Below are 23,592 nucleotides of genomic sequence, written 5' to 3'. Positions count from 1 at the left end.
GGCACCTGTGAGCCCTCAACTATCCGGTCCGGAGCTGATTTCTGCCACGCGCGACGCTCTCGAGCGCGTCCTCCCCTGGGTGCGCGACCCCGAACGCGTTGCCCGTCCCGGCCGCGCGGAGGTGGCGCAGGCTGTGCGCCTGTCCATCGCGCTGCTGGGGCAGAGCGTGCCCGGCCACACGCTGGAGGTGCGTGTCCCGCCGTTCGCCGCCGTCCAGTGCCTGCCGGGGCCCGAGCACCGCCGTGGCACCCCGCCCAATGTTGTGCAATGCTCGCCCGTGACGTGGCTGCGTCTGCTGGTGGGGGAGGAGACATTGATGAATTCCGACGCCGAAGTCTCCGGTTCCCGGGCCTCCGAGCTCGCGAAGCACCTCCCGTTGCTGCGGTTTCGAGGCTGACATGTTGGGGTTTTTCCCCGATTGCGGGTATCGTTAGCAACCGTGACTATGAAGGAAAGTTACGCCGCTCCGTACGATGACCACGGGGACACGGAACCCCGCGAAGAGTGCGGTGTTTTTGGTGTATGGGCTCCAGGGGAAGATGTCTCGAAGCTATCCTATTACGGGCTGTACGCCCTGCAGCACCGCGGCCAGGAGGCCGCCGGTATCGCTGTTGGTAATGGGGAGCAGATTGTTGTCTTTAAGGACCTGGGCCTGGTGAGCCAGGTCTTTGACGAACAATCTCTGGAATCTCTGAACGGGCACATCGGCTTGGGACATTGCCGCTACTCCACCGCAGGTGGGGCCAGCTGGGACAATGCCCAGCCGATGTTTCGCATTTCCCCGAATGGCACGGACATCGCCCTGGGGCACAACGGCAACCTGGTGAACTACCAGGACCTGGTGCGCGAGGCGGCGGACAAAGGGCTGGTGAACCCGACTACGCACCCATCGGATTCCGACGTAATGTGCGCGCTGCTGGCGGACGCCGTGGATGGCGAGACCACCGTGGAGGACGCGGCGGCGGAGCTGTTCCCGCGCGTCAACGGCGCGTTCTGCGTGCTGTTCACCGACGGTGACTCCCTGTACGCCGTGCGCGACCCTCATGGTGTGCGCCCCCTGTCCTTGGGCCAGATGCCCGGCGGCGGCTGGGTGGTGTCCAGTGAGACTTCGGGCCTGGACATCGTGGGCGCCGAGTTCGTGCGGGACGTGGAGCCCGGCGAGATGCTCATCATCAACCAGGACGGCGTGCGCTCCCGCACGATCGCCCAGGCCACCCCGAAGGGCTGCGTGTTTGAGTACGTGTACTTGGCCCGCCCGGACTCCGTGATCCAGGGGCAGTCCGTCAACGGCACCCGTGTGCAGATCGGCCGGGCGCTGGCGCAGGAGTCCAGCGCGGAGGGTGACCTGGTGATCCCCGTGCCGGAATCCGGAACGCCTGCGGCCGTGGGCTACGCCCAGGCCTCCGGCATCCCCTTCGGGCAAGGCCTGGTGAAGAACGCCTACGTGGGCCGCACGTTCATCCAGCCCAGCCAGACGATCCGCCAGCTGGGTATCCGCCTGAAGCTGAACCCGCTGCGCGAGGTGATTCAGGGCAAGCGGCTTGTGGTGGTGGATGACTCGATCGTCCGCGGAAACACCCAGCGCGCCCTGATTAAGATGCTGCGGGATGCCGGCGCTGCCGAAGTGCACGTCCGTATCGCCTCACCGCCGGTGAAGTGGCCATGCTTCTATGGCATTGACTTCGCCTCCCCCGACGAGCTCATTGCCAACACCGTGGATCAGAAGAATCCTGTGGAGGCGATCTGCGAGGAGATCGGGGCGGACTCCCTGGCGTTTGTCTCCGAGGAGGCGATGATCGCCGCCTCGGGCCAGCCGGAGAGCCAGCTGTGCAAGGCGTGCTTCGACGGCCACTACCCGCTGGGCCTTCCGGGCGGCAATCCCCATTCGGAGGCGGTCCGGCGGCTGCAGGGCAGTGCGTGCGATACAGCCGATGAGCTCGACCATTTTGTCACTGACGTAGAACAACACTAGTAGAAGAACACTAACGGAAGAACACGGAACAACTCATGAGCCAGAACACCAACCCTTCCCAGGGCACCTCCTATGCCGCGGCCGGCGTGGACATCGAAGCCGGCGATAAGGCAGTAGAGCTGTTCGCACCGCTGGCGAAGAAGGCCACCCGCCCCGAGGTGCGTGGCGGCCTGGGTGGCTTCGCCGGACTGTTCGCGCTGGGCGAGTACGACAAGCCGCTGCTGGCAGCCTCCTCCGACGGCGTGGGCACCAAGCTCGCCGTGGCACAGGCGATGGATAAGCACGACACCATTGGTAAGGACCTGGTGGCCATGTGCGTGGACGACCTGGTGGTGTGCGGCGCGGAGCCTCTCTTCCTGCAGGACTACATTGCGATCGGCAAGGTTGTCCCGGAGCACGTGGCCTCCATCGTGGCCGGCGTGGCCGCGGGTTGTGAGGACGCCGGCTGCGCCCTGCTGGGCGGCGAGACCGCCGAGCACCCCGGCGTGATGAAGGAAGGCGAGTACGACGTCTCCGCCACCGCCGTGGGTGTGGTGGAAGAGGACAAGGTGCTGGGCCCAGACCGCGTTCGCCCCGGTGACGTGGTCATCGCCATGGCCTCCAGCGGACTGCACTCCAACGGCTACTCTCTGGCACGCCACGTGCTGCTGGACACCGCTCAGCTGCCGCTGGATGGGCACATCGAGGAGCTCGGCCGGACCCTCGGCGAGGAGCTGCTGGAGCCCACCTACATCTACGCGAAGGACTGCCTGGATCTGGCGGCGGAGTGCGAGGTGCACACCTTCGCACACATCACCGGTGGTGGACTGGCGAACAACCTCGCCCGCGTGATTCCAGAGGGTCTGGTTGCAGAGCTGCAGCGTAACAGCTGGACGCCTGGTCCAATCTTCGACCTGATCGCGCGCACCGGCAACGTCGCCCAGGAAGAGATGGAGAAGACCTTCAACATGGGCGTAGGTATGGTTGCCGTGGTATCCGAAGAGGATGCTGAGCGTGCCATGGCGATTCTCACCGCACGCCACATGAAGGTATGGCGTTTGGGTGAGGTGCGTACTGTGGCTGATGGGGAAGAATCCGGGGCGTTCCTCAGCGGATCCCACCCTCAGGTGTAGGGATTAGCGCTGAGGCTCGTCCTCATCGTCGTCGATGTACTCGGACCATGGCTCGTCGGAGTACTCGTCGTTGTACTCGTCAGCCTGCTGGTCACGGTCGGACCCCCCGGCCAGCTCTCGCTGCAAACGTTCCAGATCCATCTCTGGAGTGTTGTACTTCAGCTGACGAGCGACCTTTGCCTGCTTTGCCTTAGCGCGACCACGACCCATGAACTGACTCCCTTGGGGGTTTCTTACTTGTATTATTCCTGACCTACACCATAGCGGTTCTATATACGATTTGCTTAAACGAGGTGGATAATCTCGGAAAAACAAAGGTCAGACAGGGGTAGGGGGCGTGTTGATGCCCCGTCTAGTCCACGCGTTTCAGGCGCTTGATCGCCGCGCGCCCGGGCGCCTCCCGCTCGTCCTTCACCATGTCCGCGGGGTCAATCGCCACATCAATCCCGTCGGCCTGCAGCGGCGGAACCTGGTCCGGATCCGTCGCCAGCTTCTCCACCACCGCGCGCTTGATGAGAGCCAGCGCGATGGGCCCCTCCTCCCAATGGTGCGTGGAGGAGCCCACGCGCCCCACCGTGCGTCCGCCCGCGGTGACGTCAGCACCCACCTCCGGCAAGCGATTCACCGAACCGTCCAGGGTCAGCAGCACCAGCACACGCGGGGCCTTGCCTAAGTTCTGCACGCGGGATACCGTCTCCTGGCCGCGGTAGCACCCCTTGTTCAGGTGCACCGCCGCATCCGTGGGGCCTTCCTCTTCCACCTCGCGCTGCGTGGCACCCACCGCGCCGGCGCCGATGAACGCGGGAACCTCGTGCGGGATGGTGCGCTCGTCAAGATCCTCCAGGCTGGGAACCCGCGCCTCAAGGCGCACCGCTCGCGCAGCCATCGCGCCGGTGGGACGCGCCTGCTCCCGCAGGCCATCCCACGCGGACGTGATCTTGTCCCTAGAAAACCACAGATCCCGCACATGCCACGAGCCCACGCGGCGGTCGGAGGCCAGGAGGGCAGCAGGCTGGGCGTCGGGGATAGGATGGCGAGCAATCAGGCTCAGGCGGGACCAGGGCACCTGCTCCACCTGCACATCGGCCCAGAAGATCATGCGGGTCAGATAGGTCAGCAACGCCTCGGCGCGGGACACGTGCACGTCTAAAACCAGCGCATCCTCGGTGGCGGTGATGCCAAAATAATGCTCAACGTGGCCCTGCGCGGACAGCACCAGCCCCTCGGTCACCTGCTCCGGCCGCATGGCATTGACCTTCTGCGAAATCAGCGAATTCAGCCACGTCAGCCGCTCGCCCCCAGTGATGCGGATCGCCACCCGATCCCAGCCATCCACCAGCCCCACCGCCCCCGGCTTGTCCAGGCGGGACTGCTCCACCAGCGGATCCCCGTAATGCCAGGCAGTGAGGGCGTGCGCGCCATCGGCAACATTGCTGGCGCCTGGTTCGTGGTCAAGGATCGGGCTCAGTTCGGAAGAATCCAGCATGACCCCATCGTAGCCGTACTCTAAGATCAGTGGCATGAGTTCACACCTTCCCTCCCAACTGGTCCTCGACGTGCTCGGCACGGACACCCCGCACTTCGTGGACGCGGACGCCCCCTTCATTTACTCCGACGACCTCGCCGCCGTGCGCGGAGACGGAATCTTCGAAACGCTGATGCTGCGGGATGGGGATGTGAAGAACGTTGAGCTGCACTTCAACCGCTTTGTCAACAGCTCCGCCATGCTGGACCTGGACGCCCCGGACCGGGAGACGTGGTTGACAGCCACCGCGATGGCCGCCGAGGAGTTCACCCGGCGCGTGGAACAGGCCCGCGCGCAGGGGGAGGACGTGCCGAACGAGGCGGCGCTGCGCTGGGTGTACTCCCGCGGCCGCGAATCCACGGGGGCCGCCACCGGCTGGATCACCATCAGCCCGGCGTGGCCGCAGCTGATGAAGGACCGCGCCGAAGGCGTGCGGGTGATGACCGCGGAGCGCGGCTTCCGCATCGATCTATCGCAGCGCTCCCCGTGGGCGCTGGTGGGGGCGAAGACGCTGAGCTACGCCGCGAACATGGCCGCCCTGCGCTACGCGAAATCCCACGACTTCGACGACGTGATCTTTGTCTCCGACGAAGGCCTGGTCTTGGAAGGGCCCACCTCCACCGTCATCGGCGTGGATGGGAAAACCCTGGTCAGCCCGCCGGTGGAGGCGGGAATTCTGCCGGGAACCACCCAGGCAGCCCTGTTTAAGGTGGCCGAGGCTCGGGGCTGGACCGTGGAATACCGGCCGCTGACCGTGGAGGAACTCACGGCGCTCGACGGGGTGTGGCTGGTCTCCTCCGTGCGCGTCCAAGCGCGCGTGACCCACGTCGATGGACACGAAATGCCTCGACCATCCTGTGCAGAGGAGATCGAGGCCATGGCGTGGGAGGCCGTGAGCTAACCGGCCACCCTAGCCAACCACACGGTGCAGCTGCGCGGACTGCCACGGCACCATCTCGCCGTCGATCATGCGCTCGTCCACCCAGCCCAGGTCGTTGTTCGGCATCAGGCCGTACAAGCGCTTGCCGGGGCCCAAGGCCGCAGGCCCCGTGGCCGTGACCATCGTGGAGGCGGACTCCAGCTCCCAGGCGCGCTCCGACAGCGGCTTGCCGTACAGAATCTCCACCATGCCGTCCGAGTGGGTGATGATCAGCTCGATCTCGTCGGCGTCGTTGATGCGCCAGAAGCCGGTCTCGCGGCGGCCCGGCGTGTCCAACGGCTCGCCGTCCTCGCCCATCCGCCAGGTGCGGGACTCAAAAGAGATGCGGTTCTCGCCGTCGTGGGCGAACACCAGCTGCTGGCCGAAGGTAAACTCCTCCTCGCCGGGGTGGGCCGCCTGGCCCTGCCCACGCCACACGCCGATCAGCGGCAGCAGGGCCAAAAGCCCGTCGTGCAGGTTGGGGCCCAGGCGCAGATTCGCGGTGTCCGCGGGGATTGGCAGATCGCCGAAGTCCGGCACGTTCTTATCGGCGGTGTTCTTCGCCGCCTCCGCCGCGCGGTCCAGCGCAGCATCGGGATTCAGCTTGTCTCCTGGGGTGTTCTGGGTATCAGTCATGGCACCCAGCGTACAGCTATAAGCCGGGGCGTTCCTCCTCAGGGAGTGGCTCCACGTGCGGTGTCAGGTCGTCCAGGCTGACCGTGGTGTAAAACTGCTCGGATTCCACATAGATGGACCCGCCGGAGACATACACGCGCATCGGGGATTTCCGCAGGGGCAGCTCAGCACCGGAGAGTTTCAGGGTGAAGGCCTCGCGGAAAGCGCGCTGGGCGTCGGGACTCAAATCATCCCCATCCACAATCTTCGCGGTAGCGGACGTGGAATCTGGCCCGTCGATCACGCGGGTGGGGGTGATGTACACGTCGCCCGCCTTGATCCTTAAGGACACGGCCACGCTCACCGGGCGTTTGTATCCCTTGGGGGAGCCCTGCAGGATCGCCTCGGTCTCCCAGCCGCCGCGGGGCGAAATGTCCTCCAGATTTTGAATGTGCAGGTCGTTCAAGCCCATCCGGGAGCCAATGGACACGCCATCCAGCTGCAGGCGGGTAAACATCTTGCGGGCGGGGGCGTTCTGAATATCGCCGGAGAACACGGCTGCGCGGGGGATCGTCACGTACTGCGCGGAGGTGTACACGCTGACCAGCCCAAAGCCGGGAACATCCAGGTCCTTCGCGTTGACCGTCACGGCCTGCAGCTCGTGGCTGACCGCTGCCCACACGTAGGGGTACCCGGCCAGGTGCACATCCGGGGGTGAGGGCAGGTTGGACTGCTCGTAGAGATTCTGGCTGATCTTATGCTCCACACGTGCGGCGATCAGGGCGTCCACAAGAGTTGCGCCGAGGACAATGCCGATCAGCGTGCCCAGCGCCACCAGCGTTCTTTTCCAGCCGCGGCTGAGGTGGGGTGTGGCAATGTCTCTCTCGTTCATTATTCTTATTATTACCCCACTTTCCTTGTGCGAGTACAGAAGGGCGACACAGGCGTTGAAGATATCCGTGATTTCAGAAACTCAGGATGTAGCCGACATCATCCCTGCCCTGGCGCTGCTCAACCACAGCACGCACGTCCTGCCTTTCGATGCGCAATCCATCAAGAAGCTCGACGAGTGCGACGTAGTGCTCATCGACACCACCGGCACGAACCTGCTCAACGCCCGCGACCTATGCCGCGCCGTGGCCGCCGCCTACCCCGCCCTGCCCGTGGTCATTGCGATCGACGAGGCGAGCCTGATCGCCGTGGATTCCTCCTGGGCCGTGGATGAATTCTTCCTGCCTACCACGTCCCCCGTTGAGTTCGACGCCCGGCTTCGCTTGTTGATGACCCGCCAACCCGTGCCGGTGGAGGAGGCGGAGGATTCGTCCGTCGCGGCCGTGGGCAAGCTCATCGTCGATGAGATGACCTATGTGGCGCGTGTGGCCGGCACCCCGCTGGATTTGACCTACAAGGAATTCGAGCTGCTGTTCTTCCTGGTGAAAAACGCCGGGCGGGTGTTTTCCCGGGAGCAATTGCTGCAGGAAGTGTGGGGCTATGACTATTTCGGCGGCGCGCGGACCGTCGATGTACACGTGCGGCGGCTGCGGGCGAAACTGGGCCATGACTACGAGCATCTCATCGCCACGGTGCGCAACGTAGGTTACAAGGTGGTGCCGCTGGAGGAGTCCTAACGGGGCTGAATTTGGCGAAAACTGTGGCAGGGCGTGCGCGAAATAGGGAAGATGGACAGCATGGATACTTCCCGAGATGCCAGCCCGTTTAGTATTGAGCCCCGCGAGCACCTCTATTCCTCGCCGGAGGTGGTGGAGTCCGTGAAGGAGTTCCTCGCGGATGTGGAGGACTACGATAAGGTCGCAGCACTCAGCGAGGCCTTCGTGCGGGGGCTCTCGGACGATCGGGGACACCGGCACCTCATCGCCCGGACTGCGGGGGACGATGTGGTGGTGGGTGTGATCGCCATCAACGAGGATCGGGTGGTGGAGCTGGCCGTATCCCCGCAGTACCGCCACGCGGGACTGGCGGTGAAGCTCATCGAGGGACTGCGGGATGAGCTGGGGATCACGGGAGCCATCGACGTGTGGGCGCACGGCGACCTCCCCGAGGCGCAGCGCTTCGTCTCCCGGCTGGACGCGCGCCGCACGCGCGAGCTGCATAAGATGTCCGTCCAGTGCGCGCCGGGTTCGCCGCGCCACGCCCTGTTTGAGAAGGCCACGAAGGACGCGCACGAGCGTGCAGAGTCCCTGGACTTCAGCATCCTGACCTATGAGCAGGCCTGTGAGCGTTTCGGGAAGGACGTCACGGACGAGGAGTGGCTGCGCGTGAACAATGAGGCCTTTGCGTGGCATCCGGAGCAGGGCGGATGGTCCCTGGAACAGCTGACGGAGGCGCGAAACACGGCGTGGTTCGATCCCCAGGGCGTGCTGATGGCCTGGAAGGAGGACGGGGAGCGGACCCACTGCGTGGGCTTCCACTGGACGAAGATCCCTGTCGACCAGCGGGAGGTGGACGAGGGGCAGCGCGCCGGCGAGGTGTACGTGGTGTGCGTGGCCGACGAGGCCCGGGGCACGGGGATGGGCAGCGCGATGACGTCGTTGGGCATCGGCTACCTCCTGGACCACGGGTGCGGCCTGGTGGAGCTGTATGTGGAGGGCGACAATGCCCCGGCGGTGGCGACGTATCGGAAGCTGGGCTTCGATGTGGTGCACACTGATGTGGTCTACCGCGGACAGCTATAGGTGAACGTGAGGTGAACCCGCGGGCGCTTCTCTGCGCGTGCGGGCCGGGGAAGGGGTAGCGTTCGGGGGTATCTCATGTGGGGGATGCGCGCAGGTCAACGGCCGAAAAGTGGTTGTTAACCCTCCATTAACCCTGTGCCTGCTTCGTGTCCATCATGGATTTGTACAGTGCCTGGTAACGACGAATGTTTTTTGACGCATACCTACTCGGAAGGCACACTACTGTGAAGCAGACGACTAAGCGCTCGAGCGCTGTAGCCGTATCCTTGTTCGCCGGCGCCCTGGCATTGAGCTCGTGCTCCAATGCAGCCAACGATTCCGCACTGGGGGGAAGCGGAGAAAACGCTGACAAACTCGCGACCGACGCCTCCGGAGAACTGCGCGCCGAGGGATCCTCGGCACAGCAAAACGCCATGGACAACGTCTTCAGCCCCGCGTTTTCCGCCGCCACCGGCGCCCAGCTGGCGTACAACGCCACGGGATCCGGCGCGGGACAGACCCAGTTCATCTCCGACCAGGTGGACTTCGCGGGCTCCGATTCCCCTCTGAAGGACGACCAGGTGGAGGCCGCCGCGAAGCGCTGTGGCGGCAACGAGGCCTGGCACCTGCCCATGGTGATCGGTCCGGTGGCCGTGGCCTACAAGCTGGACGGTGTGGAGGAGACCCTGAACCTGTCCACGATGACGATCGCCAAGATCTTCAAGGGCGAGATCACCTCCTGGGATGACCCAGCCATCAAGGACGAAAACCCGGGCGTGAACCTGCCTGCCGTCCCCATCTCCGTGGTGTACCGCGCCGACGAGTCCGGCACCTCCGATAACTTCCAGAAGTTCCTCCGCGCCTCCACCGACGGCTACTGGACGGACGAGGGCAAGTCCTTCCCCACGGCAGTGGGCGCCGGTACCAACAAGTCCACCGGTGTGGCCCACCAGGTGGCCGTCACCAACGGCGCCATCACCTACGTGGAGTCCGGCTACGCCAAGGAGCGCGAGGGCGATATGAACATCGCCAAGATCGACTTCGGCAAGGGCCCCGTGGAGCTCAACTCCACCAGCGTGAACAAGGCCCTGAACAAGGTTGCCTTCAGCGGAGAAGGCCACAACCTGGTGGTGGATTCGGACGCGCTCTACGCCTCCAAGGAGGACGGCGCCTACCCGCTGGTGCTGACCACCTACGAGATCGTGTGCTCGGCGGGCTACGACGAGAACACGGCCAAGCTGGTGAAGAACTTCCTGTACACCATGCTGGATAACCAGAGCGAGGACCTGGAGAACGAGGGCTACATTCCTGTCGACGGACAGTTCAAGGACAAGCTGACCGCCGCTGTTGACGCACTGTAACCCCCGCGACACTCCACTTCTTGTAAGGAAACCTCATGGCTTTAGCCACCCGTCCTGACACGGACGCGCGCGCCGCGTCCGTAGAGGAACCTCTCCCGACGACCCACAGCCAGCGCGCGGGCGGATCGACCGTCAAGCGCGTGGGGGATGTGACCTTTGAATCCCTGGCCAAGGGATCCTCCATCCTCATCACGGTCATCATCGCGTTGATCGGCCTGTTCTTGGTCTTCCGCGCGATCCCGGCGCTGTCCCGCCTGCGCGACGGATTCATCAGCTTCTTCACCTATGGTGAACGCTGGAACACCAACTACACCGTCAATGACGGTGGCTGGATGCAGTTCGGTATCCCGAACCTGTTCTTCACCACGGTGATGGTCTCCCTGCTGGCCCTCATCATCGCGATGCCGGTGGCCCTGGGCGTGGCCATCTTCCTGTCCAACTACTGCCCCAAGCCGCTCATGAAGCCCCTGGGCTTTATGGTGGACCTGCTTGCCGCAGTGCCGTCCATCGTCTTCGGTATCTGGGGTAGCCAGGTCTTGGGTCCGGCGATGGGGCCGTTCTACGAATGGCTCTCCGGCTGGGCCGGGGGATTCATCCTCTTTAACTTTGACCAAGGAACCTCCCCGGCCACGTCCACCAGCCGCAACATCTTCACCGGTGGTGTGGTGCTGGCCATCATGATCCTGCCGGTCATCGCCGCGACCACCCGCGAGGTGTTCATGCAGACCCCGAAGGGGCATGTCGAGGCTGCGCTGGCGCTGGGAGCGACCCGCTGGGAAGTGGTGCGCATGACCGTGCTGCCGTTTGGTATGTCCGGCTTCGTCTCCGGTTCCATGCTGGGACTGGGCCGCGCCCTGGGCGAGACCATGGCGCTGTACATGGTCATCGCGTCCTCGCCGGGATTCCGCGGATCCCTGCTGGACGGTGGTACTACCTTCGCGACCGCCATCGCCAACGCCGCCCCGGAGTTTAACGATAACCTCAAGGCCGGCGCGTACATCGCCGCAGGTCTGGTGCTGTTTATCTTGACCTTCCTGGTCAATGCCGCTGCCCGTGCCGTCGTCGCTCAGAAGCACTAGGAGACCCCGCCCCATGACTACTACTGAGATGTTTGTGCCCATCTCCACCACGCGCAAGGCCAAGGACAAGGTTGCGACGGTGTTGATCTACGGCACGATGGTTCTGGCCCTACTCCCACTGGTGTGGTTGCTGGCCACCGTGGTGATGAACGGCCTGTCCGCCGTGCTGGACCCCGCCTGGTGGGGATTCGACATGGCCGGCCAGCCGGTGAACCGCGCCGGCGGCGGTATCGCCCACGCGATCATCGGCACCCTGGTGCAGGTGGCCGTGACGTCGATCATCTCCATCCCGATCGGTGTGCTCACCGCCATCTACCTGGTGGAGTACGCCAACGGCTCCCTGCTGGGCCGCGTCACCACGTTCATGGTGGACATCCTGACGGGCGTGCCGTCCATCGTGGCCGCGCTGTTCGTCTACGCCATGTGGATTACTATGTTCGGCTTCAACCGCTCCGGCTTCGCCGTGTCCATCGCACTGGTGCTGCTGATGGTTCCGATCATCGTCCGCAACACCGAAGAGATGTTGCGCATTGTGCCGATGGAGCTGCGCGAGGCCTCCTACGCACTGGGTGTTCCGAAGTGGAAGACCATCTGCACCATCGTGTTACCCACCGCGCTGTCCGGCATCGTCACCGGCATCATGCTGGCCGTGGCCCGCGTGATGGGAGAGTCCGCCCCGGTTCTGATTCTTGTGGGATCCACCCCGATCATCAACTGGAACGTCTTTGAGGGCAACCAGAACTCCCTGCCGCTGTTCATGCTGCAGATGTACGGCGCTGGTAGTAGCGACTACGTGCTCCAACGCCTTTGGGGAACCGCGCTCACCCTGGTGCTGTTGGTGGCCTTCCTGATGCTGAGCGCCCGCTTTATTTCCAAGAAGTTTTCGGTGAAGCTGTAACCGCATCCGCACTCGACGAGGAGTACACACATGGCCAAGCGCCTTGATCTTAAAGACGTCAATATTTACTACGACCAGTTCCACGCGGTGCAGAATGTCAACCTCACCATTCCACCGAAGTCCGTCACCGCTTTCATCGGCCCGTCCGGTTGTGGTAAGTCCACGGTGCTGCGCACCTTGAACCGCATGCACGAGGTTATCCCCAACGCTCGCGTGGAGGGCGAGATCCTCCTGGATGGGGAGGACATCTATGGCCCGAAGGTGGATCCGGTGGCGGTGCGCAACACCATCGGCATGGTCTTCCAGAAGGCCAACCCGTTTCCCACCATGTCCATCGAGGAAAACGTGGTGGCCGGCCTGAAGCTGGCTGGAGAGAAGAACAAGAAGAAGCTGCGCGAGGTTGCGGAGAAGGCTCTGCGCGGTGCGAACCTGTGGGAAGAGGTCAAGGACCGCCTGAACAAGCCCGGCGGCAGCCTTTCCGGTGGTCAGCAGCAGCGCCTGTGTATCGCCCGGGCCATTGCGGTGGAGCCGCAGGTGTTGTTGATGGACGAGCCGTGCTCCGCCCTGGACCCCATTTCCACGCTGGCGGTGGAGGACTTGATCCACGAGCTGAAGGAACAATTCACCATCGTGATCGTCACGCACAATATGCAGCAGGCCGCGCGTGTGTCCGACCAGACGGCCTTCTTCTCGCTGGAGGCCACCGGCAAGCCAGGCCACCTCGTGGAGGTGGGCCCCACGGAGAGGATCTTCGAGAAGCCGCAGAAGAAAGAGACCGAGGATTACATCTCTGGCCGCTTTGGATGAGCCACGGACTGCGCGAACTCCTCCGGCTGCATGGCGGTGGCCATGAAGATTACTCGATTGCCGACGGAGACGGCGTGGTCGGAATAGCGCTCAAACATCCGGCTGAGCTGGGTGACGTCCACGGCCTCGCGCGCTGAGTAAGGCCAGTCCTTCGCCGTGGCGAGGTTGAACAGCTCATGGTGGATCCGGTCCACCTGATCATCGTCGCCCTCCAGCGCCAGGGCTTTCTGTGGGTCGGCGTCCTCCATGATGGACGTCACCATCAGAGCGGCGTGACACCCCAGGGAAGACATCTCCTGGATGCGGGGGCGGAGCTCGTCGGGGACCGCGCATTGCGGGTGCCGGCGTCGGGCTACTTTGGCCACGTGGATACCCAGCAACGCCATGCGGGCGAAGCTTCCCACGATGTGAATGCCGGAGACCACGTGGCGCAGGTCGCGGGCCACGGGTGCCTCCAGGGCGAGCATGGCAAACGCCGCTTGCTCCCCGTGGTCCTTCAGCTCGTCCACCTCGTCGGCGCGGGCGACGATGGATTCCGCCAGCTCCAGGTTGGACGTCAGGAGCGCCTCCGTGGCCTGGCTCATGAGGTCGTGAGCCAGGTCGGCCAGGGCGCGTTGGTTGTGGTTAAAGGCGTTCAGTCTTTGATTGTAGAGTTCACGCATGATGTCACCCAGTCTAGTATCTAGCCCCCGGAATGCATGATATCGGCGCCCTCGGGCACGGCATCATCCTCGGGGTCATCCAACCAGCCCTCGGGTAGGAGCACCTTCGCGGGCGAGCCCTGGCGTCCGCGGGCGCCGTCGGCGTCGTCGGCGGTGGCGGGGGAGTCCCAGATGTCCTCCAGGGCGTGGCGTAGCTCGTCCAGGGACGTGATTGTCGCCAATGTCCGACGCAGGTCTCCGCCCGCCGGAAAGCCCCGCATGTACCAGGTCATGTGCTTGCGCATATCGCGGCAGCCCTTGGTTTCGCCCTCGTGGTCACACAAAAGCTCCGCGTGGCGCAGGATGATCCGGGCCACGTCCCCCAGGGTGGGCTCCGCCGGGACGGGCAGGCCGCGCAGCTCCGCGGAGAGCTGGGCGAACAGCCAGGGGCGGCCCAGGCAGCCGCGCCCCACCACCACGCCGTCGCAGCCGGTGCTGTCCATCATCGCGCGGGCGTCGGTGGATTTGAAAATGTCGCCATTGCCGAGCACGGGCACACGTCCGTCGATGTGCTCCACCAGGCGGGCGATTTCGTCCCAGTTCGCCTCTCCGGAGTAACGCTGGGAGGCGGTGCGTGCGTGCAGGGCCACGGCGGCGGCGCCTTCGTCGGCGGCGATGCGGCCGGCGTCGAGGTGCGTGTGGTGGTCGTCATCGATGCCGACGCGGAATTTCACGGTCACGGGGATATCGGTGCCCTCGGTGGCCTTGACGGCCGCGGCGACGATGTTGCCGAACAGGCGGCGCTTGTAGGGCAGGGCGGCACCCCCGCCGCGGCGGGTGACCTTCGGGACGGGGCAGCCGAAGTTCATGTCGATGTGATCGGCGAGGTTTTCCTCCACGATCATCTTCGCTGCTCGGTAGGTGTATTCGGGGTCGGTGGTGTACAGCTGCAGGCTGCGGGGGTCTTCGTCGGGGGCGAAGGTGGTCATGTGCAGCGTTTTGGGGTTGCGCTCCACCAGGGCGCGCGCGGTGACCATTTCGCACACGTACAGGCCGGCCACGCTGCCCATCCGCTGGCGCTCTTGTTCGCGGCAGAGGGTGCGGAAGGCCACGTTCGTGACCCCGGCCATGGGGGCCAGGACCACGGGGCTGTCGAGCTCTAAGGAACCTATTCGCAATGCGCTATTCACGCGCTCAATTGTCACACCCGAATGGTGGGAAGGCAAAAATTTTCGGGGTGTGGTGGTTGTAACAGAATGCTTTATGTAGTCTTGTGTCCAAGAGGTTTTGCGCCCTTTACCTGCGGTTATAGTTTTATCACTATTGATTTAAAACTATTTATGTACGCGGGCTGTGGCGTCGAACATAATTCACAACTACAGGAGGAACAACAGGATGTCCGAGCGCATCGCACACGCCGAACTGCAGTCCAAGGTCATGACCGCGGACGAAGCCGCTCAATTCATTAACAACGGCGACAATGTCGGCATGTCCGGCTTCACCGGTGCCGGCTACCCCAAGGCGCTCCCCACGGCCATCGCCAACAAGGCCAAGGAGGCCCACGAACGCGGTGAAGAGTTCGCCATCAACGTCTTCACTGGCGCCTCCACCGCACCCGACTGCGACGGCGTGATGGCCGAGGCTAATGCGATCAACTACCGCACCCCCTACAACTCGGATCCCGGCCTGCGCGGACAATTCAACGACGGCACGGCGCGCTACCAAGACATCCACCTCTCCCACCTGGGCCTGCAGGTCGAACAGGGCTTCTTCGGTGACTTCCAGGTCGCCATCATCGAGGCCGTGCGCATTACCGAAGAGGGGCACATCGTTCCCTCCTCCGCGGTGGGCAACAACGTGGAGTACATCAACGCCGCGGACAAGGTGATCGTTGAGGTCAACGAGTGGCAGTCTCTGGACCTTGAGGGCATGCACGATGTCTACAAGGTGCCGAACCTGCCGAACCGCACCCCGATTCCTATCCAGAACCCTGGCGACCGCATCGGCACCACCTACATCCCGGTCGATAGCTCCAAGATCGTGGCCGTGGTGAAGACCAATGCCCCCGACCGCAACGCCCCGTTCAAGCCGCTGGATGAGACCTCCAAGCAGATTGCAGGGCACTTCCTGGACCTACTGGAGGGTGAGGTCCGCGCCGGGCGCCTGGCCTACGACCAGTACATCATGCAATCCGGCGTGGGTAACGTGCCCAACGCCGTGATGAACGGTCTGCTGGACTCCAAGTTTGAGAACATTCAGGCCTACACCGAGGTGATCCAGGATGGCATGATCGACCTGATCGACGCCGGCAAGATGACCGTCGCCTCCGCCACCTCCTTCGCCCTGTCGCCCGAATATGCGGACAAGATGAACGATGAAGCCGCGCGCTACCGCGAGTCCATCGTCCTGCGCCCACAGCAGATCTCCAACCACCCAGAGGTCATCCGTCGCGTGGGTCTGATCGCTACCAACGGCATGATCGAGGCTGATATTTACGGAAACATCAACTCCACCAACGTCACCGGCTCCAAGGTGATGAACGGCATCGGCGGCTCCGGAGACTTCACCCGCAACGCCTTCATCTCCTCCTTCATCTCGCCGTCTCAGGCTAAGGACGGCGCGATCTCCGCAATCGTGCCGTTTGCCTCCCACATTGACCACACGGAGCACGACGCCATGGTGATCATCACCGAGTACGGCTACGCTGACCTGCGCGGCACGGCGCCACGCGACCGTGTGAAGAAGATGATCTCCATTGCGCACCCGGACTACCGTCCGCTGCTGGAGGAGTACTACGAGCGGGCCACCAAGGCCGGTAACGCGCTGCACACCCCTCACGACCTGGCTACGGCCTTCCAGTTCCACACAAACTTCTTGGAGAAGGGAGACATGCGCGGCTAGTGTTGTCCAGCTAGGTGCATGTAACTCTGGCCGCCCCCCAACGCGGGGCGGTTTTCTTTTATGGTGGCTTTTTCGCTAGAATGTTGAAGGCGTTGGGCCTTTAGCTCAGTTGGTAGAGCTACGGACTTTTAATCCGCAGGTCCCGGGTTCGAGCCCCGGAGGGCCCACAGCACGCACGTGAACCCCGCGCAGCAGCGCGGGGTTCACGTGTTTTTGACGGCATACATAGTGGGTGTGACCAGGCGATTTGTGCAAAAGGTGCTTTATTGTTTAAGCTAAGCGGGCTGCTAAAGAAGTTGGAAACAACGTCGTTAGTATTGCTCCCATCGTCTAGGGGCCTAGGACTCCGCCCTTTCACGGCGGCAACACGGGTTCGAATCCCGTTGGGAGTACGGCCCTGTGGCGCAGTTGGTTAGCGCGCCGCCCTGTCACGGCGGAGGTCGCGGGTTCAAGTCCCGTCAGGGTCGCAAGGTGAAAAACCGGTGCATCGGATAGTGAGATGCGCCGGTTTTTTCGTGCGCGCTTTAGCCTGCCCTTGGGGTATGCAAAATGCTTCTCTGACCTGGTGATTTGTACTCTCTAGGCATGTGCCTATATAGTTACTTCTCGTGCACATGAGCGTGAATAACGCAGTGTATGTGGCCCTGTGGCGCAGTTGGTTAGCGCGCCGCCCTGTCACGGCGGAGGTCGCGGGTTCAAGTCCCGTCAGGGTCGCGTCGAATTAAAGATTCCACACAGAGTTTTTATTTCGAGGCCAGATAGCTCAGTCGGTAGAGCGTTCGCCTGAAAAGTGAAAGGTCGCCGGTTCGATCCCGGCTCTGGCCACACTCACCGCCCATCCTCACTATGGAGGATGGGCGGCTTCGTGTTTTTCGGTAGGGTGGGGGCATGTCTGATACCACACCACAGAAAACTGTTGTTAAAGAAGAAGCCCGCTATGTCATCCAGGTGGATGGGGCAGAGGCCGGCTACGCCGAGTTTGTGGAAAACGGCTCCGTGCGGGACTTCAACCACACTGTTGTGGATTCCGCCTACCAGGGTCAGGGATTGTCCAAGCTGCTCATTAAAGAAGCCCTCGACGACACTCGCGAGGCTGGGATGACCATCATCCCTACCTGCACGGCCGTGGAGGGCTTTATCGCCAAGAACCCGGAGTACCAGGACTTGGTGAAGAAGTAGGTTCTAAATGTTGTTCTGGAGGTCGTCAACCCACTTGACGGCGTCCACCAGAGGCGTGGTCTGAGAGGGCTTGCGCGGCCGTGGCTGCGCCGGAATGCCCGTCAGGATGGAATGCGGTGGGGCGTCCTTCGTCACCACCGCATTCGCGCCCACAGCGGAGCCCTCACCGATGGTGACGGGGCCCAGCACCTTGGCGCCAGCGCCGATCATCACACCGTTGCCGATGGTGGGGTGGCGCTTGCGCTGAACCAGCTCGGAGCCGCCGAGGGTCACGCCGTGGTAGAGCATGACATCGTCGCCGATTTCGGCGGTCTCGCCGATGACTACGCCCATGCCGTGGTCGATGAAGAACCTCCGGCCAATGGTGGCGCCTGGGTGGATTTCGATGCCCGTGAGCGCGCGAGTGATTTGGCTCAACACGCGGGCGGGACCGCGGAGCCCCTTGGTCCACAGAACGTGGGACACGCGATGCGCCCAGATGGCGTGCAGCCCGGAGTACACAATGGCGTTTTCTAGGTCGCCTCGTGCTGCGGGGTCGTGCTGTCGGGCGTTGGCGAGGTCCTCGCGAATGCGTCCGATAATGCTCACAGATCGAATCCTTAAAAACTAGTCGCGCAGGTCTTCGAACAGAAGGGTGGAGACGTAGCGCTCACCGAAGTCAGGGACGATTACCACGATAGTCTTGCCGGCGTTCTCAGGCTTCTTTGCCTCCTGCAAAGCGGCCCAGACGTTGGCGCCGGAGGAGATTCCGGACAGCACGCCCTCTTCAGCGGCCAGCTGGCGAGCGGTCTTCACAGCATCGTCCAGGGCAACGTCGTACACGTCGTCGATGATGTCCTTGTTCAGGTTCTCTGGGAAGAAGTTGGTGCCCAGGCCCTGGATCTTGTGAGGTCCGAAGCGTCCCTCGGTCAGCAGTGGGGAGTCGGCTGGCTCCACACCCACGATGCGGATGTCTGGGTTCTGCTCCTTCAGGTACTTCGCAGCACCGGAGACGGTTCCGCCGGTACCCACACCTGCGACGAAGATGTCTACCTTGCCGTCGGTGTCTTCGTAGACCTCGCGGCCGGTGGTGTTGTAGTGCACCTCAGGGTTGGCTGGGTTGGAGAACTGGCGGGCCAGGATGGCGTTGTCGGTGGACTCCACGATCTCGTTGGCCTTGTCCACAGCACCCTGCATTCCGCCTGCACCTGGGGTCAGAACCAGCTCTGCACCCAGCGCGCGCAGCATGATGCGGCGCTCGTTGGACATGGTCTCTGGCATGGTCAGGATGACCTTGTAGCCCTTGGCTGCGCCGACCATGGCCAGTGCGATTCCGGTGTTACCGGAGGTTGCTTCCACGATGGTGCCGCCTGGCTTCAGGGAGCCGTCCTTCTCTGCAGCGTCGATGATGGCCTTACCGATGCGGTCCTTGACGGAGTTGCCGGGGTTAGCGGCTTCCAGCTTCAGCAGAACGGTGGCGTCGCCGTCGTTGACTTTGTTGACCTTGAGCAGCGGAGTGTTTCCGATGAGATCAGTGAGGTTGTCGTAAATCTTTGCCATGTGGGGACATCCTTTCCGAGTTTTGTTGTCTATGTCCAATGAACAGACTGATCGGTCTGTTTTTAGATCCTACACTTCATCCCCCGGTGGCGCCAGGGGTGATCTTTTTGGGACAATGGGAGCCATGACTAACAGCACCGAATTTGAAACCATCCTCGTCGACGTTGCCGACCACGTCGCCACCATCACCATCAACCGACCCAAGGCCCTCAACGCCCTGAATTCCACCGTCCTGGCCGAAGTCACCGCCGCCGCTGAGAAATTTGATTCCGACGCCGAGGTGGGCGCCATTGTGCTCATCGGTAGCGAAAAAGCCTTCGCAGCTGGGGCCGATATCAAGGAAATGAAGGATCAAACCTACCCTGAGGTCGCCGATCAGCGACTATTCGCGGAATGGGAGAAGCTGGCGTCGTTATCTACCCCGCTGATCACCGCAGTATCCGGATTCGCCCTGGGCGGCGGGTGCGAGGTGGCCATGCTCGGCGACATCCTCCTGGCGAGCGAGTCAGCCACGTTCGGCCAGCCCGAGATCAACCTCGGCGTCATCCCAGGAATGGGGGGAACGCAGCGCCTCACCCGCGCGGTCGGCAAGTACAAGGCCATGGACCTGATCCTCACCGGACGCATGATGAAGGCCGACGAAGCAGAGCGGGCAGGACTCGTGTCCCGCGTGCTGCCCACCGAAGGATTCGCCGAGGAAGTTCATAAGATCGCGGCAGGCATTGCCTCCAAATCCCACGTGGCGCTCGAGGCGGCGAAGAAGACTGTCGACGCGGCCTACCAGACCACCCTCACCGAGGGGGTGGAGCTGGAGCGCCAGCAGTTCTGGAAGCTCTTCGCTACGGAGGACCAGAAGGAAGGCATGTCCGCATTCGTGGAGAAGCGCGATCCGGAGTGGAAGCACCGCTAAATGGCTAAGAAACCTCAAGGGAAGATCTTTAAGCGCGACCTGCCTGTGCCTCTGGCCGAGGCGCACCGTGTGGTGAGCTCGCGCACCTACCTGTGTACCGACGAGGACATGGCGCGGCCCGAGCAGAACAGCACGGGCGCGGAGATCTTCCACGCGGACTACACCGTGGATGACGAGGGCGTGACGCACGCCGTGGTGCATATGCGCAGTGTGGATGGGCCGGAGGGTTCGGAAGCGCCGGAAACGGGCCAGGCGGTGGCGGTGCAGCCGCTGGAGGAGGACGGCTTCTCCATGCACACCCTGGTGTCCCTGCCCCATAGGATTGGCAACCTCCGCACGGTGCTGACCTTTGAACCCTCGGCGACGCCGGACGTCGTGCGCGTCACCGCGTACGTGGAGGCGGACATTCCCGTCAAGGCGGTGGGCAAGGCCCTCACGAAGAAGCTGCTCGCGTCTTCTCCGGACAGCGTTGACCGTGGTCTGGAGCGCATTGTGCGCCTCAGTGCGCGCGAGGATCTTTAGGAGTGGGGGCAATTTTGGGGGTATAGGGGGTGTGGCATATACTCACTGGGACAGTGCCCTGGAATCTAGGATTCCCCCCGTGAGGGCACCCGGTGTGAGGAGTAACTACGTGGAGCAGCAACGCCACCGCGATGACGAGGACGCAATCTTTTCCGCTTTGAACTCGTTGAAAAACGCGACGGGCATCCCCGCCACGATGTATGGAGCCGTGCAAACAGACGGAAAGTTACGCATCAACAAGTGGGTGGGCCTGCGCACTCCGGCGCTCCATAACCTCGAGATGAACGTGGGGGTAGGTGTGGGTGGCCGCGTCCTGGCAACCCGCCGCCCCGTGGGCGTATCCGACTACACCCGCGCGAAGTCCATCACCCACGATTTCGATCGCCACATCCGGGACGAGGGGCTCCACTCCATCGTCGCGGTGCCGGTGATCGTGAACCGGGATATGCGTGGCGTGCTCTACGCCGGCGTGCACTCCAAGGCCCGCATGGGGGACAAGGTCCTAGAGGAAGTGACGATGACAGCCCGCTGCCTGGAGCAGGACCTGGCGGTACTGGACGCGTTGCGTCGTCATGATGGCGCGCGTAATAGCAGCTCCGCCGCAGCCGCCAATGCCAACAGCGCCACCAGCAGCGCCGCCTCCCAGGCGGCGGCCCCGAAGCAGAATCGCTCCATGTCCGGCGCGGAATGGGAGCAGGTGCGCGCCACCCACTCCAAGCTGCGCATGTTGGCCAACCGCGTGGAAGATGAGGCGCTTCGTAGGGATTTGGAAGTCCTGTGCGACCAGATGGTCTCGCCAGTGCGGGTGAAGCAGACCACCAAGCTGTCCGCCCGCGAGCTGGATGTCCTGGCCTGCGTGGCCCTGGGGCACACCAATGTGGAGGCGGCCGCGGAAATGGGCATCGGTGCTGAGACTGTGAAGAGCTATCTGCGTTCGGTGATGCGCAAGCTGGGAGCGCACACGCGCTACGAAGCGGTCAATGCAGCGCGCCGGATTGGTGCCCTTCCCTGATCGGTTGTTGGTTGGTTCTTTGACGGCATCTGCGGTGAATATTGTCTACTGTGGAGGTCGTGAAAGACAGCTTTATCGTCACGGGAGGCGCGCGCCTAAGCGGTGCGGTACGGGTACACGGCGCAAAAAACAGTGTGCTCAAGTTGATGTCTGCAGCTCTACTGGCTGAGGGCACCACCACGTTACACAACTGTCCGCAGATCGCTGACGTGGCGTATATGGCCGATGTCCTGCGGGGACTGGGCTGCGAGGTGCAGGTGGATGGTGCGACGATTCACATCACCACGCCCGCGGAGATTGAATACAACGCGGACTTTGACGCGGTGCGGCAGTTCCGGGCGTCGGTCGCTATTTTGGGGCCACTGACCGCCCGGTGCCACAGGGCCCGCCTGGCCCTTCCCGGCGGTGACGCCATCGGTTCCCGCCCCCTCGACATGCACCAAACAGGCCTGGAGAAGCTGGGTGCACACACCCGTATCGAGCACGGGTGCGTGGTGGCGGAGGCCGATCACCTGCGCGGGGCGCACATCAAGTTGGACTTTCCGTCGGTGGGGGCGACGGAGAACATACTGACCGCGGCCGTGCTGGCGGAGGGGACCACCACGCTGGACAATGCGGCGCGTGAGCCGGAGATCGTTGACCTGTGCAACTTCTTGAATGAGATGGGCGCGAAGATCTCGGGCGCGGGCTCCAACGTGATTACGGTGGAAGGGGTGGACAGCCTGCGCGCCTGCGAGCACGACGTGGTGGGCGACCGCATTGTGGCCGGAACCTGGGCGTATGCTGCGGCGATCACGCAGGGCGACATCACGGTGGCGGGCATTGATCCGCAGCACCTGCACCTGGTGTTGGAGAAGCTGAAGCTGGCGGGCGCACAGGTAGAGACCTACCCGTCCGGCTTCCGGGTGGTGCAGAATGCGCAGCCTACGGCGGTGGATTATCAAACCCTGCCGTTCCCCGGATTCCCCACGGACCTGCAGCCCATGGCCATCGCGCTGTGCGTGGCCTCGGAAGGAATGTCCGTCATCACCGAGAACATCTTCGAGTCCCGTTTCCGCTTTGTGGATGAACTGATGCGTCTTGGTGCCGACGCCAGCATCGATGGCCACCATGTGGTCATTCGTGGTGGACGTCCGTTGTCTTCCGCGCCGGTGTGGAGTTCCGATATTCGCGCGGGTGCCGGGTTGGTGCTTGCTGCGCTGGTGGCTGAGGGCGATACAGAGGTGCACGACGTCTATCACATCGATCGCGGCTACCCGGGCTTCGATGAACAGCTCCGTGCGTTAGGTGCGGGGATTAAGCGCGTTAAACGTTAGTTTTAAACCGTTCATTTTCGCGCCATGACCTGGGGATTTGTGTTGTGTGTGGGTTGTGTGTAGATTAGTTCAAGTCAGAGCGACCGACACCGGCTCCCGGACAGGCCACACAGAGTGATTGTGTGGGGTTGTTGTTAGGGGAGGGGCAGGAAAACGGCCCTGATGATCTGTACTGGAACGTTATGGTTTCTGGTTTTGCTTCATGATTTGCATTCACTGTTGTGTGGGTGTGGTTGTGTGTGCGCAGGTTGTTTGAGAACTCAATAGTGTGATGAACCAAGTTTAATTTGTTTCCACAGTACTGACACGCCTGTTGTTGGTGTGTTGGTGTGAGGACATGGTTGGTGGATGCCCCTTTTTGCATGTTGTGGTGGCCTGGCGTCGTGTTGCTGGGTGGGTGTTCATTCTCATGATGATGCTTTTGTGTTGTTGTGGGGCTGTTTGTGTGCCAGTGTGCGGTAGCGCGCATGTGACACGGGAATAGTAATCGATGATGGCGCATGCAGGTTTTTGTGTGTGTTGTTGTTGTCTGACTGTGGCTTGTTGTTGTTGGAGGTCCCTTCTTCCCGTCGGGGCTGGTGATGGCAGTGACAGGTTTTTGAATGATTTATT

At 62.9% G+C, this 23,592-nt stretch carries 24 protein-coding genes and 5 tRNA genes; 21 read left to right on the top strand and 8 right to left on the bottom strand.

Annotated features, from left to right (window positions below):
* Positions 1 to 7: 7 nt before the first annotated feature.
* The 3 genes from GC425_RS07700 to purM are packed head-to-tail and all read left to right on the top strand — an operon-like array spanning position 8 to position 3,084.
* Positions 8 to 397, top strand: coding sequence for a sterol carrier family protein (locus tag GC425_RS07700; protein WP_151842485.1), 390 nt, complete (start codon positions 8 to 10; stop codon positions 395 to 397).
* 48 nt (positions 398 to 445) lie between these two features.
* Positions 446 to 1,972, top strand: a complete 1,527-nt coding sequence (purF, locus tag GC425_RS07695; protein WP_151844589.1) for an amidophosphoribosyltransferase — start codon at positions 446 to 448, stop codon at positions 1,970 to 1,972.
* A gap of 35 nt (positions 1,973 to 2,007) precedes the next feature.
* Positions 2,008 to 3,084, top strand: a complete 1,077-nt coding sequence (purM, locus tag GC425_RS07690) for a phosphoribosylformylglycinamidine cyclo-ligase (RefSeq protein WP_151842484.1) — start codon at positions 2,008 to 2,010, stop codon at positions 3,082 to 3,084.
* Positions 3,085 to 3,087: 3 nt separating this feature from the next.
* On the opposite strand, the gene GC425_RS07685 is transcribed toward purM, so the two are convergent.
* Together GC425_RS07685 and GC425_RS07680 are read right to left on the bottom strand one after the other, a co-directional pair.
* Positions 3,088 to 3,294, bottom strand: a complete 207-nt coding sequence (locus tag GC425_RS07685; protein ID WP_151842483.1) for a DUF3073 domain-containing protein — start codon at positions 3,292 to 3,294, stop codon at positions 3,088 to 3,090.
* A 142-nt stretch (positions 3,295 to 3,436) separates the two neighbouring features.
* Entirely contained in the window at positions 3,437 to 4,606 is a 1,170-nt protein-coding gene (locus tag GC425_RS07680) for a folate-binding protein YgfZ (RefSeq protein WP_231699771.1), read from the bottom strand.
* On the opposite strand from GC425_RS07680, the gene GC425_RS07675 reads away from it, so the two are divergent.
* On the top strand, positions 4,605 to 5,510 hold the full coding sequence (locus GC425_RS07675; protein WP_151844588.1) for an aminodeoxychorismate lyase: 906 nt from the start codon (positions 4,605 to 4,607) through the stop codon (positions 5,508 to 5,510). The genes GC425_RS07680 and GC425_RS07675 overlap by 2 nt on opposite strands.
* A gap of 9 nt (positions 5,511 to 5,519) precedes the next feature.
* Here GC425_RS07675 and GC425_RS07670 read toward each other — a convergent pair whose 3' ends face one another.
* On the bottom strand, positions 5,520 to 6,164 hold the full coding sequence (locus GC425_RS07670; RefSeq protein ID WP_151842481.1) for an FABP family protein: 645 nt from the start codon (positions 6,162 to 6,164) through the stop codon (positions 5,520 to 5,522).
* A gap of 16 nt (positions 6,165 to 6,180) precedes the next feature.
* Positions 6,181 to 7,035 carry a DUF2993 domain-containing protein gene (locus GC425_RS07665; RefSeq protein WP_151842480.1) on the bottom strand — a complete coding sequence of 285 codons (855 nt, stop codon included), beginning with the start codon at positions 7,033 to 7,035 and terminating at the stop codon, positions 6,181 to 6,183.
* A 67-nt stretch (positions 7,036 to 7,102) separates the two neighbouring features.
* Here GC425_RS07665 and GC425_RS07660 point away from each other — a divergent pair, with 67 nt between their 5' ends.
* The 6 genes from GC425_RS07660 (at position 7,103) to pstB (ending at position 12,960) form a co-directional block, all read left to right on the top strand.
* A complete protein-coding gene (locus GC425_RS07660; protein ID WP_269434234.1) occupies positions 7,103 to 7,771 on the top strand; it encodes a response regulator transcription factor in 669 nt (222 codons plus the stop codon).
* A 60-nt stretch (positions 7,772 to 7,831) separates the two neighbouring features.
* Entirely contained in the window at positions 7,832 to 8,836 is a 1,005-nt protein-coding gene (gene mshD, locus GC425_RS07655) for a mycothiol synthase (RefSeq protein WP_151844587.1), read from the top strand.
* A gap of 224 nt (positions 8,837 to 9,060) precedes the next feature.
* Positions 9,061 to 10,176 carry a phosphate ABC transporter substrate-binding protein PstS gene (pstS, locus tag GC425_RS07650; protein WP_231699770.1) on the top strand — a complete coding sequence of 372 codons (1,116 nt, stop codon included), beginning with the start codon at positions 9,061 to 9,063 and terminating at the stop codon, positions 10,174 to 10,176.
* 35 nt (positions 10,177 to 10,211) lie between these two features.
* Complete coding sequence (gene pstC / locus GC425_RS07645; RefSeq protein WP_151844585.1) at positions 10,212 to 11,255, top strand: phosphate ABC transporter permease subunit PstC; 1,044 nt, start codon at positions 10,212 to 10,214, stop codon at positions 11,253 to 11,255.
* 13 nt (positions 11,256 to 11,268) lie between these two features.
* Positions 11,269 to 12,153: a phosphate ABC transporter permease PstA gene (pstA, locus tag GC425_RS07640; protein ID WP_151842475.1), complete on the top strand. Its 885-nt coding sequence runs from the start codon at positions 11,269 to 11,271 to the stop codon at positions 12,151 to 12,153.
* 30 nt (positions 12,154 to 12,183) lie between these two features.
* Complete coding sequence (pstB, locus tag GC425_RS07635) at positions 12,184 to 12,960, top strand: phosphate ABC transporter ATP-binding protein PstB (protein ID WP_151842474.1); 777 nt, start codon at positions 12,184 to 12,186, stop codon at positions 12,958 to 12,960.
* Here pstB and GC425_RS07630 read toward each other — a convergent pair.
* Positions 12,936 to 13,622 (bottom strand): PhoU domain-containing protein, encoded by a 687-nt coding sequence (locus tag GC425_RS07630; protein ID WP_151844584.1) that lies wholly within the window; start codon positions 13,620 to 13,622, stop codon positions 12,936 to 12,938. The two genes, pstB and GC425_RS07630, sit on opposite strands and share 25 nt — an antisense overlap.
* Before the next feature lie 20 nt (positions 13,623 to 13,642).
* Positions 13,643 to 14,791 carry a tRNA dihydrouridine synthase DusB gene (dusB, locus tag GC425_RS07625; protein WP_257822879.1) on the bottom strand — a complete coding sequence of 383 codons (1,149 nt, stop codon included), beginning with the start codon at positions 14,789 to 14,791 and terminating at the stop codon, positions 13,643 to 13,645.
* Positions 14,792 to 14,996: 205 nt separating this feature from the next.
* On the opposite strand from dusB, the gene GC425_RS07620 reads away from it, so the two are divergent.
* The 7 genes from GC425_RS07620 (at position 14,997) to GC425_RS07590 (ending at position 17,681) form a co-directional block, all read left to right on the top strand.
* Positions 14,997 to 16,502: an acetyl-CoA hydrolase/transferase family protein gene (locus GC425_RS07620; RefSeq protein WP_151844583.1), complete on the top strand. Its 1,506-nt coding sequence runs from the start codon at positions 14,997 to 14,999 to the stop codon at positions 16,500 to 16,502.
* Positions 16,503 to 16,596: 94 nt separating this feature from the next.
* Positions 16,597 to 16,669, top strand: a tRNA-Lys gene (locus tag GC425_RS07615).
* A gap of 152 nt (positions 16,670 to 16,821) precedes the next feature.
* A tRNA-Glu gene (locus GC425_RS07610) sits at positions 16,822 to 16,894 on the top strand.
* Position 16,895: 1 nt separating this feature from the next.
* Positions 16,896 to 16,969 (top strand) — tRNA-Asp (locus GC425_RS07605).
* Between the two features lie 173 nt (positions 16,970 to 17,142).
* Positions 17,143 to 17,216: transfer RNA gene (locus GC425_RS07600), tRNA-Asp, on the top strand.
* 38 nt (positions 17,217 to 17,254) lie between these two features.
* Positions 17,255 to 17,327, top strand: a tRNA-Phe gene (locus tag GC425_RS07595).
* 63 nt (positions 17,328 to 17,390) lie between these two features.
* On the top strand, positions 17,391 to 17,681 hold the full coding sequence (locus GC425_RS07590) for a GNAT family N-acetyltransferase (protein ID WP_151842471.1): 291 nt from the start codon (positions 17,391 to 17,393) through the stop codon (positions 17,679 to 17,681).
* A gap of 3 nt (positions 17,682 to 17,684) precedes the next feature.
* On the opposite strand, the gene epsC is transcribed toward GC425_RS07590, so the two are convergent.
* Entirely contained in the window at positions 17,685 to 18,269 is a 585-nt protein-coding gene (gene epsC / locus GC425_RS07585; RefSeq protein ID WP_151842470.1) for a serine O-acetyltransferase EpsC, read from the bottom strand.
* A gap of 18 nt (positions 18,270 to 18,287) precedes the next feature.
* Entirely contained in the window at positions 18,288 to 19,220 is a 933-nt protein-coding gene (cysK, locus tag GC425_RS07580) for a cysteine synthase A (protein WP_151842469.1), read from the bottom strand.
* Between the two features lie 124 nt (positions 19,221 to 19,344).
* Between cysK and GC425_RS07575 the strand changes: the two genes are divergently transcribed.
* From GC425_RS07575 to murA, 4 genes are all read left to right on the top strand, one after another.
* Positions 19,345 to 20,130 carry an enoyl-CoA hydratase-related protein gene (locus GC425_RS07575; RefSeq protein WP_374707645.1) on the top strand — a complete coding sequence of 262 codons (786 nt, stop codon included), beginning with the start codon at positions 19,345 to 19,347 and terminating at the stop codon, positions 20,128 to 20,130.
* Positions 20,131 to 20,652 (top strand): hypothetical protein, encoded by a 522-nt coding sequence (locus GC425_RS07570; RefSeq protein ID WP_151844581.1) that lies wholly within the window; start codon positions 20,131 to 20,133, stop codon positions 20,650 to 20,652.
* A 109-nt stretch (positions 20,653 to 20,761) separates the two neighbouring features.
* On the top strand, positions 20,762 to 21,664 hold the full coding sequence (locus GC425_RS07565) for a helix-turn-helix transcriptional regulator (RefSeq protein WP_151844580.1): 903 nt from the start codon (positions 20,762 to 20,764) through the stop codon (positions 21,662 to 21,664).
* Positions 21,665 to 21,723: 59 nt separating this feature from the next.
* Positions 21,724 to 22,980, top strand: coding sequence for a UDP-N-acetylglucosamine 1-carboxyvinyltransferase (murA, locus tag GC425_RS07560; RefSeq protein WP_151844579.1), 1,257 nt, complete (start codon positions 21,724 to 21,726; stop codon positions 22,978 to 22,980).
* Positions 22,981 to 23,592 lie beyond the last annotated feature (612 nt).

Source organism: Corynebacterium sp. zg254, from assembly GCF_024701495.1.
GTDB lineage: Bacteria > Actinomycetota > Actinomycetes > Mycobacteriales > Mycobacteriaceae > Corynebacterium > Corynebacterium zhongnanshanii.
The sequence above is the reverse complement of the archived record's forward strand: the minus strand, read 5'-3'. Positions and strand labels throughout refer to the sequence as shown.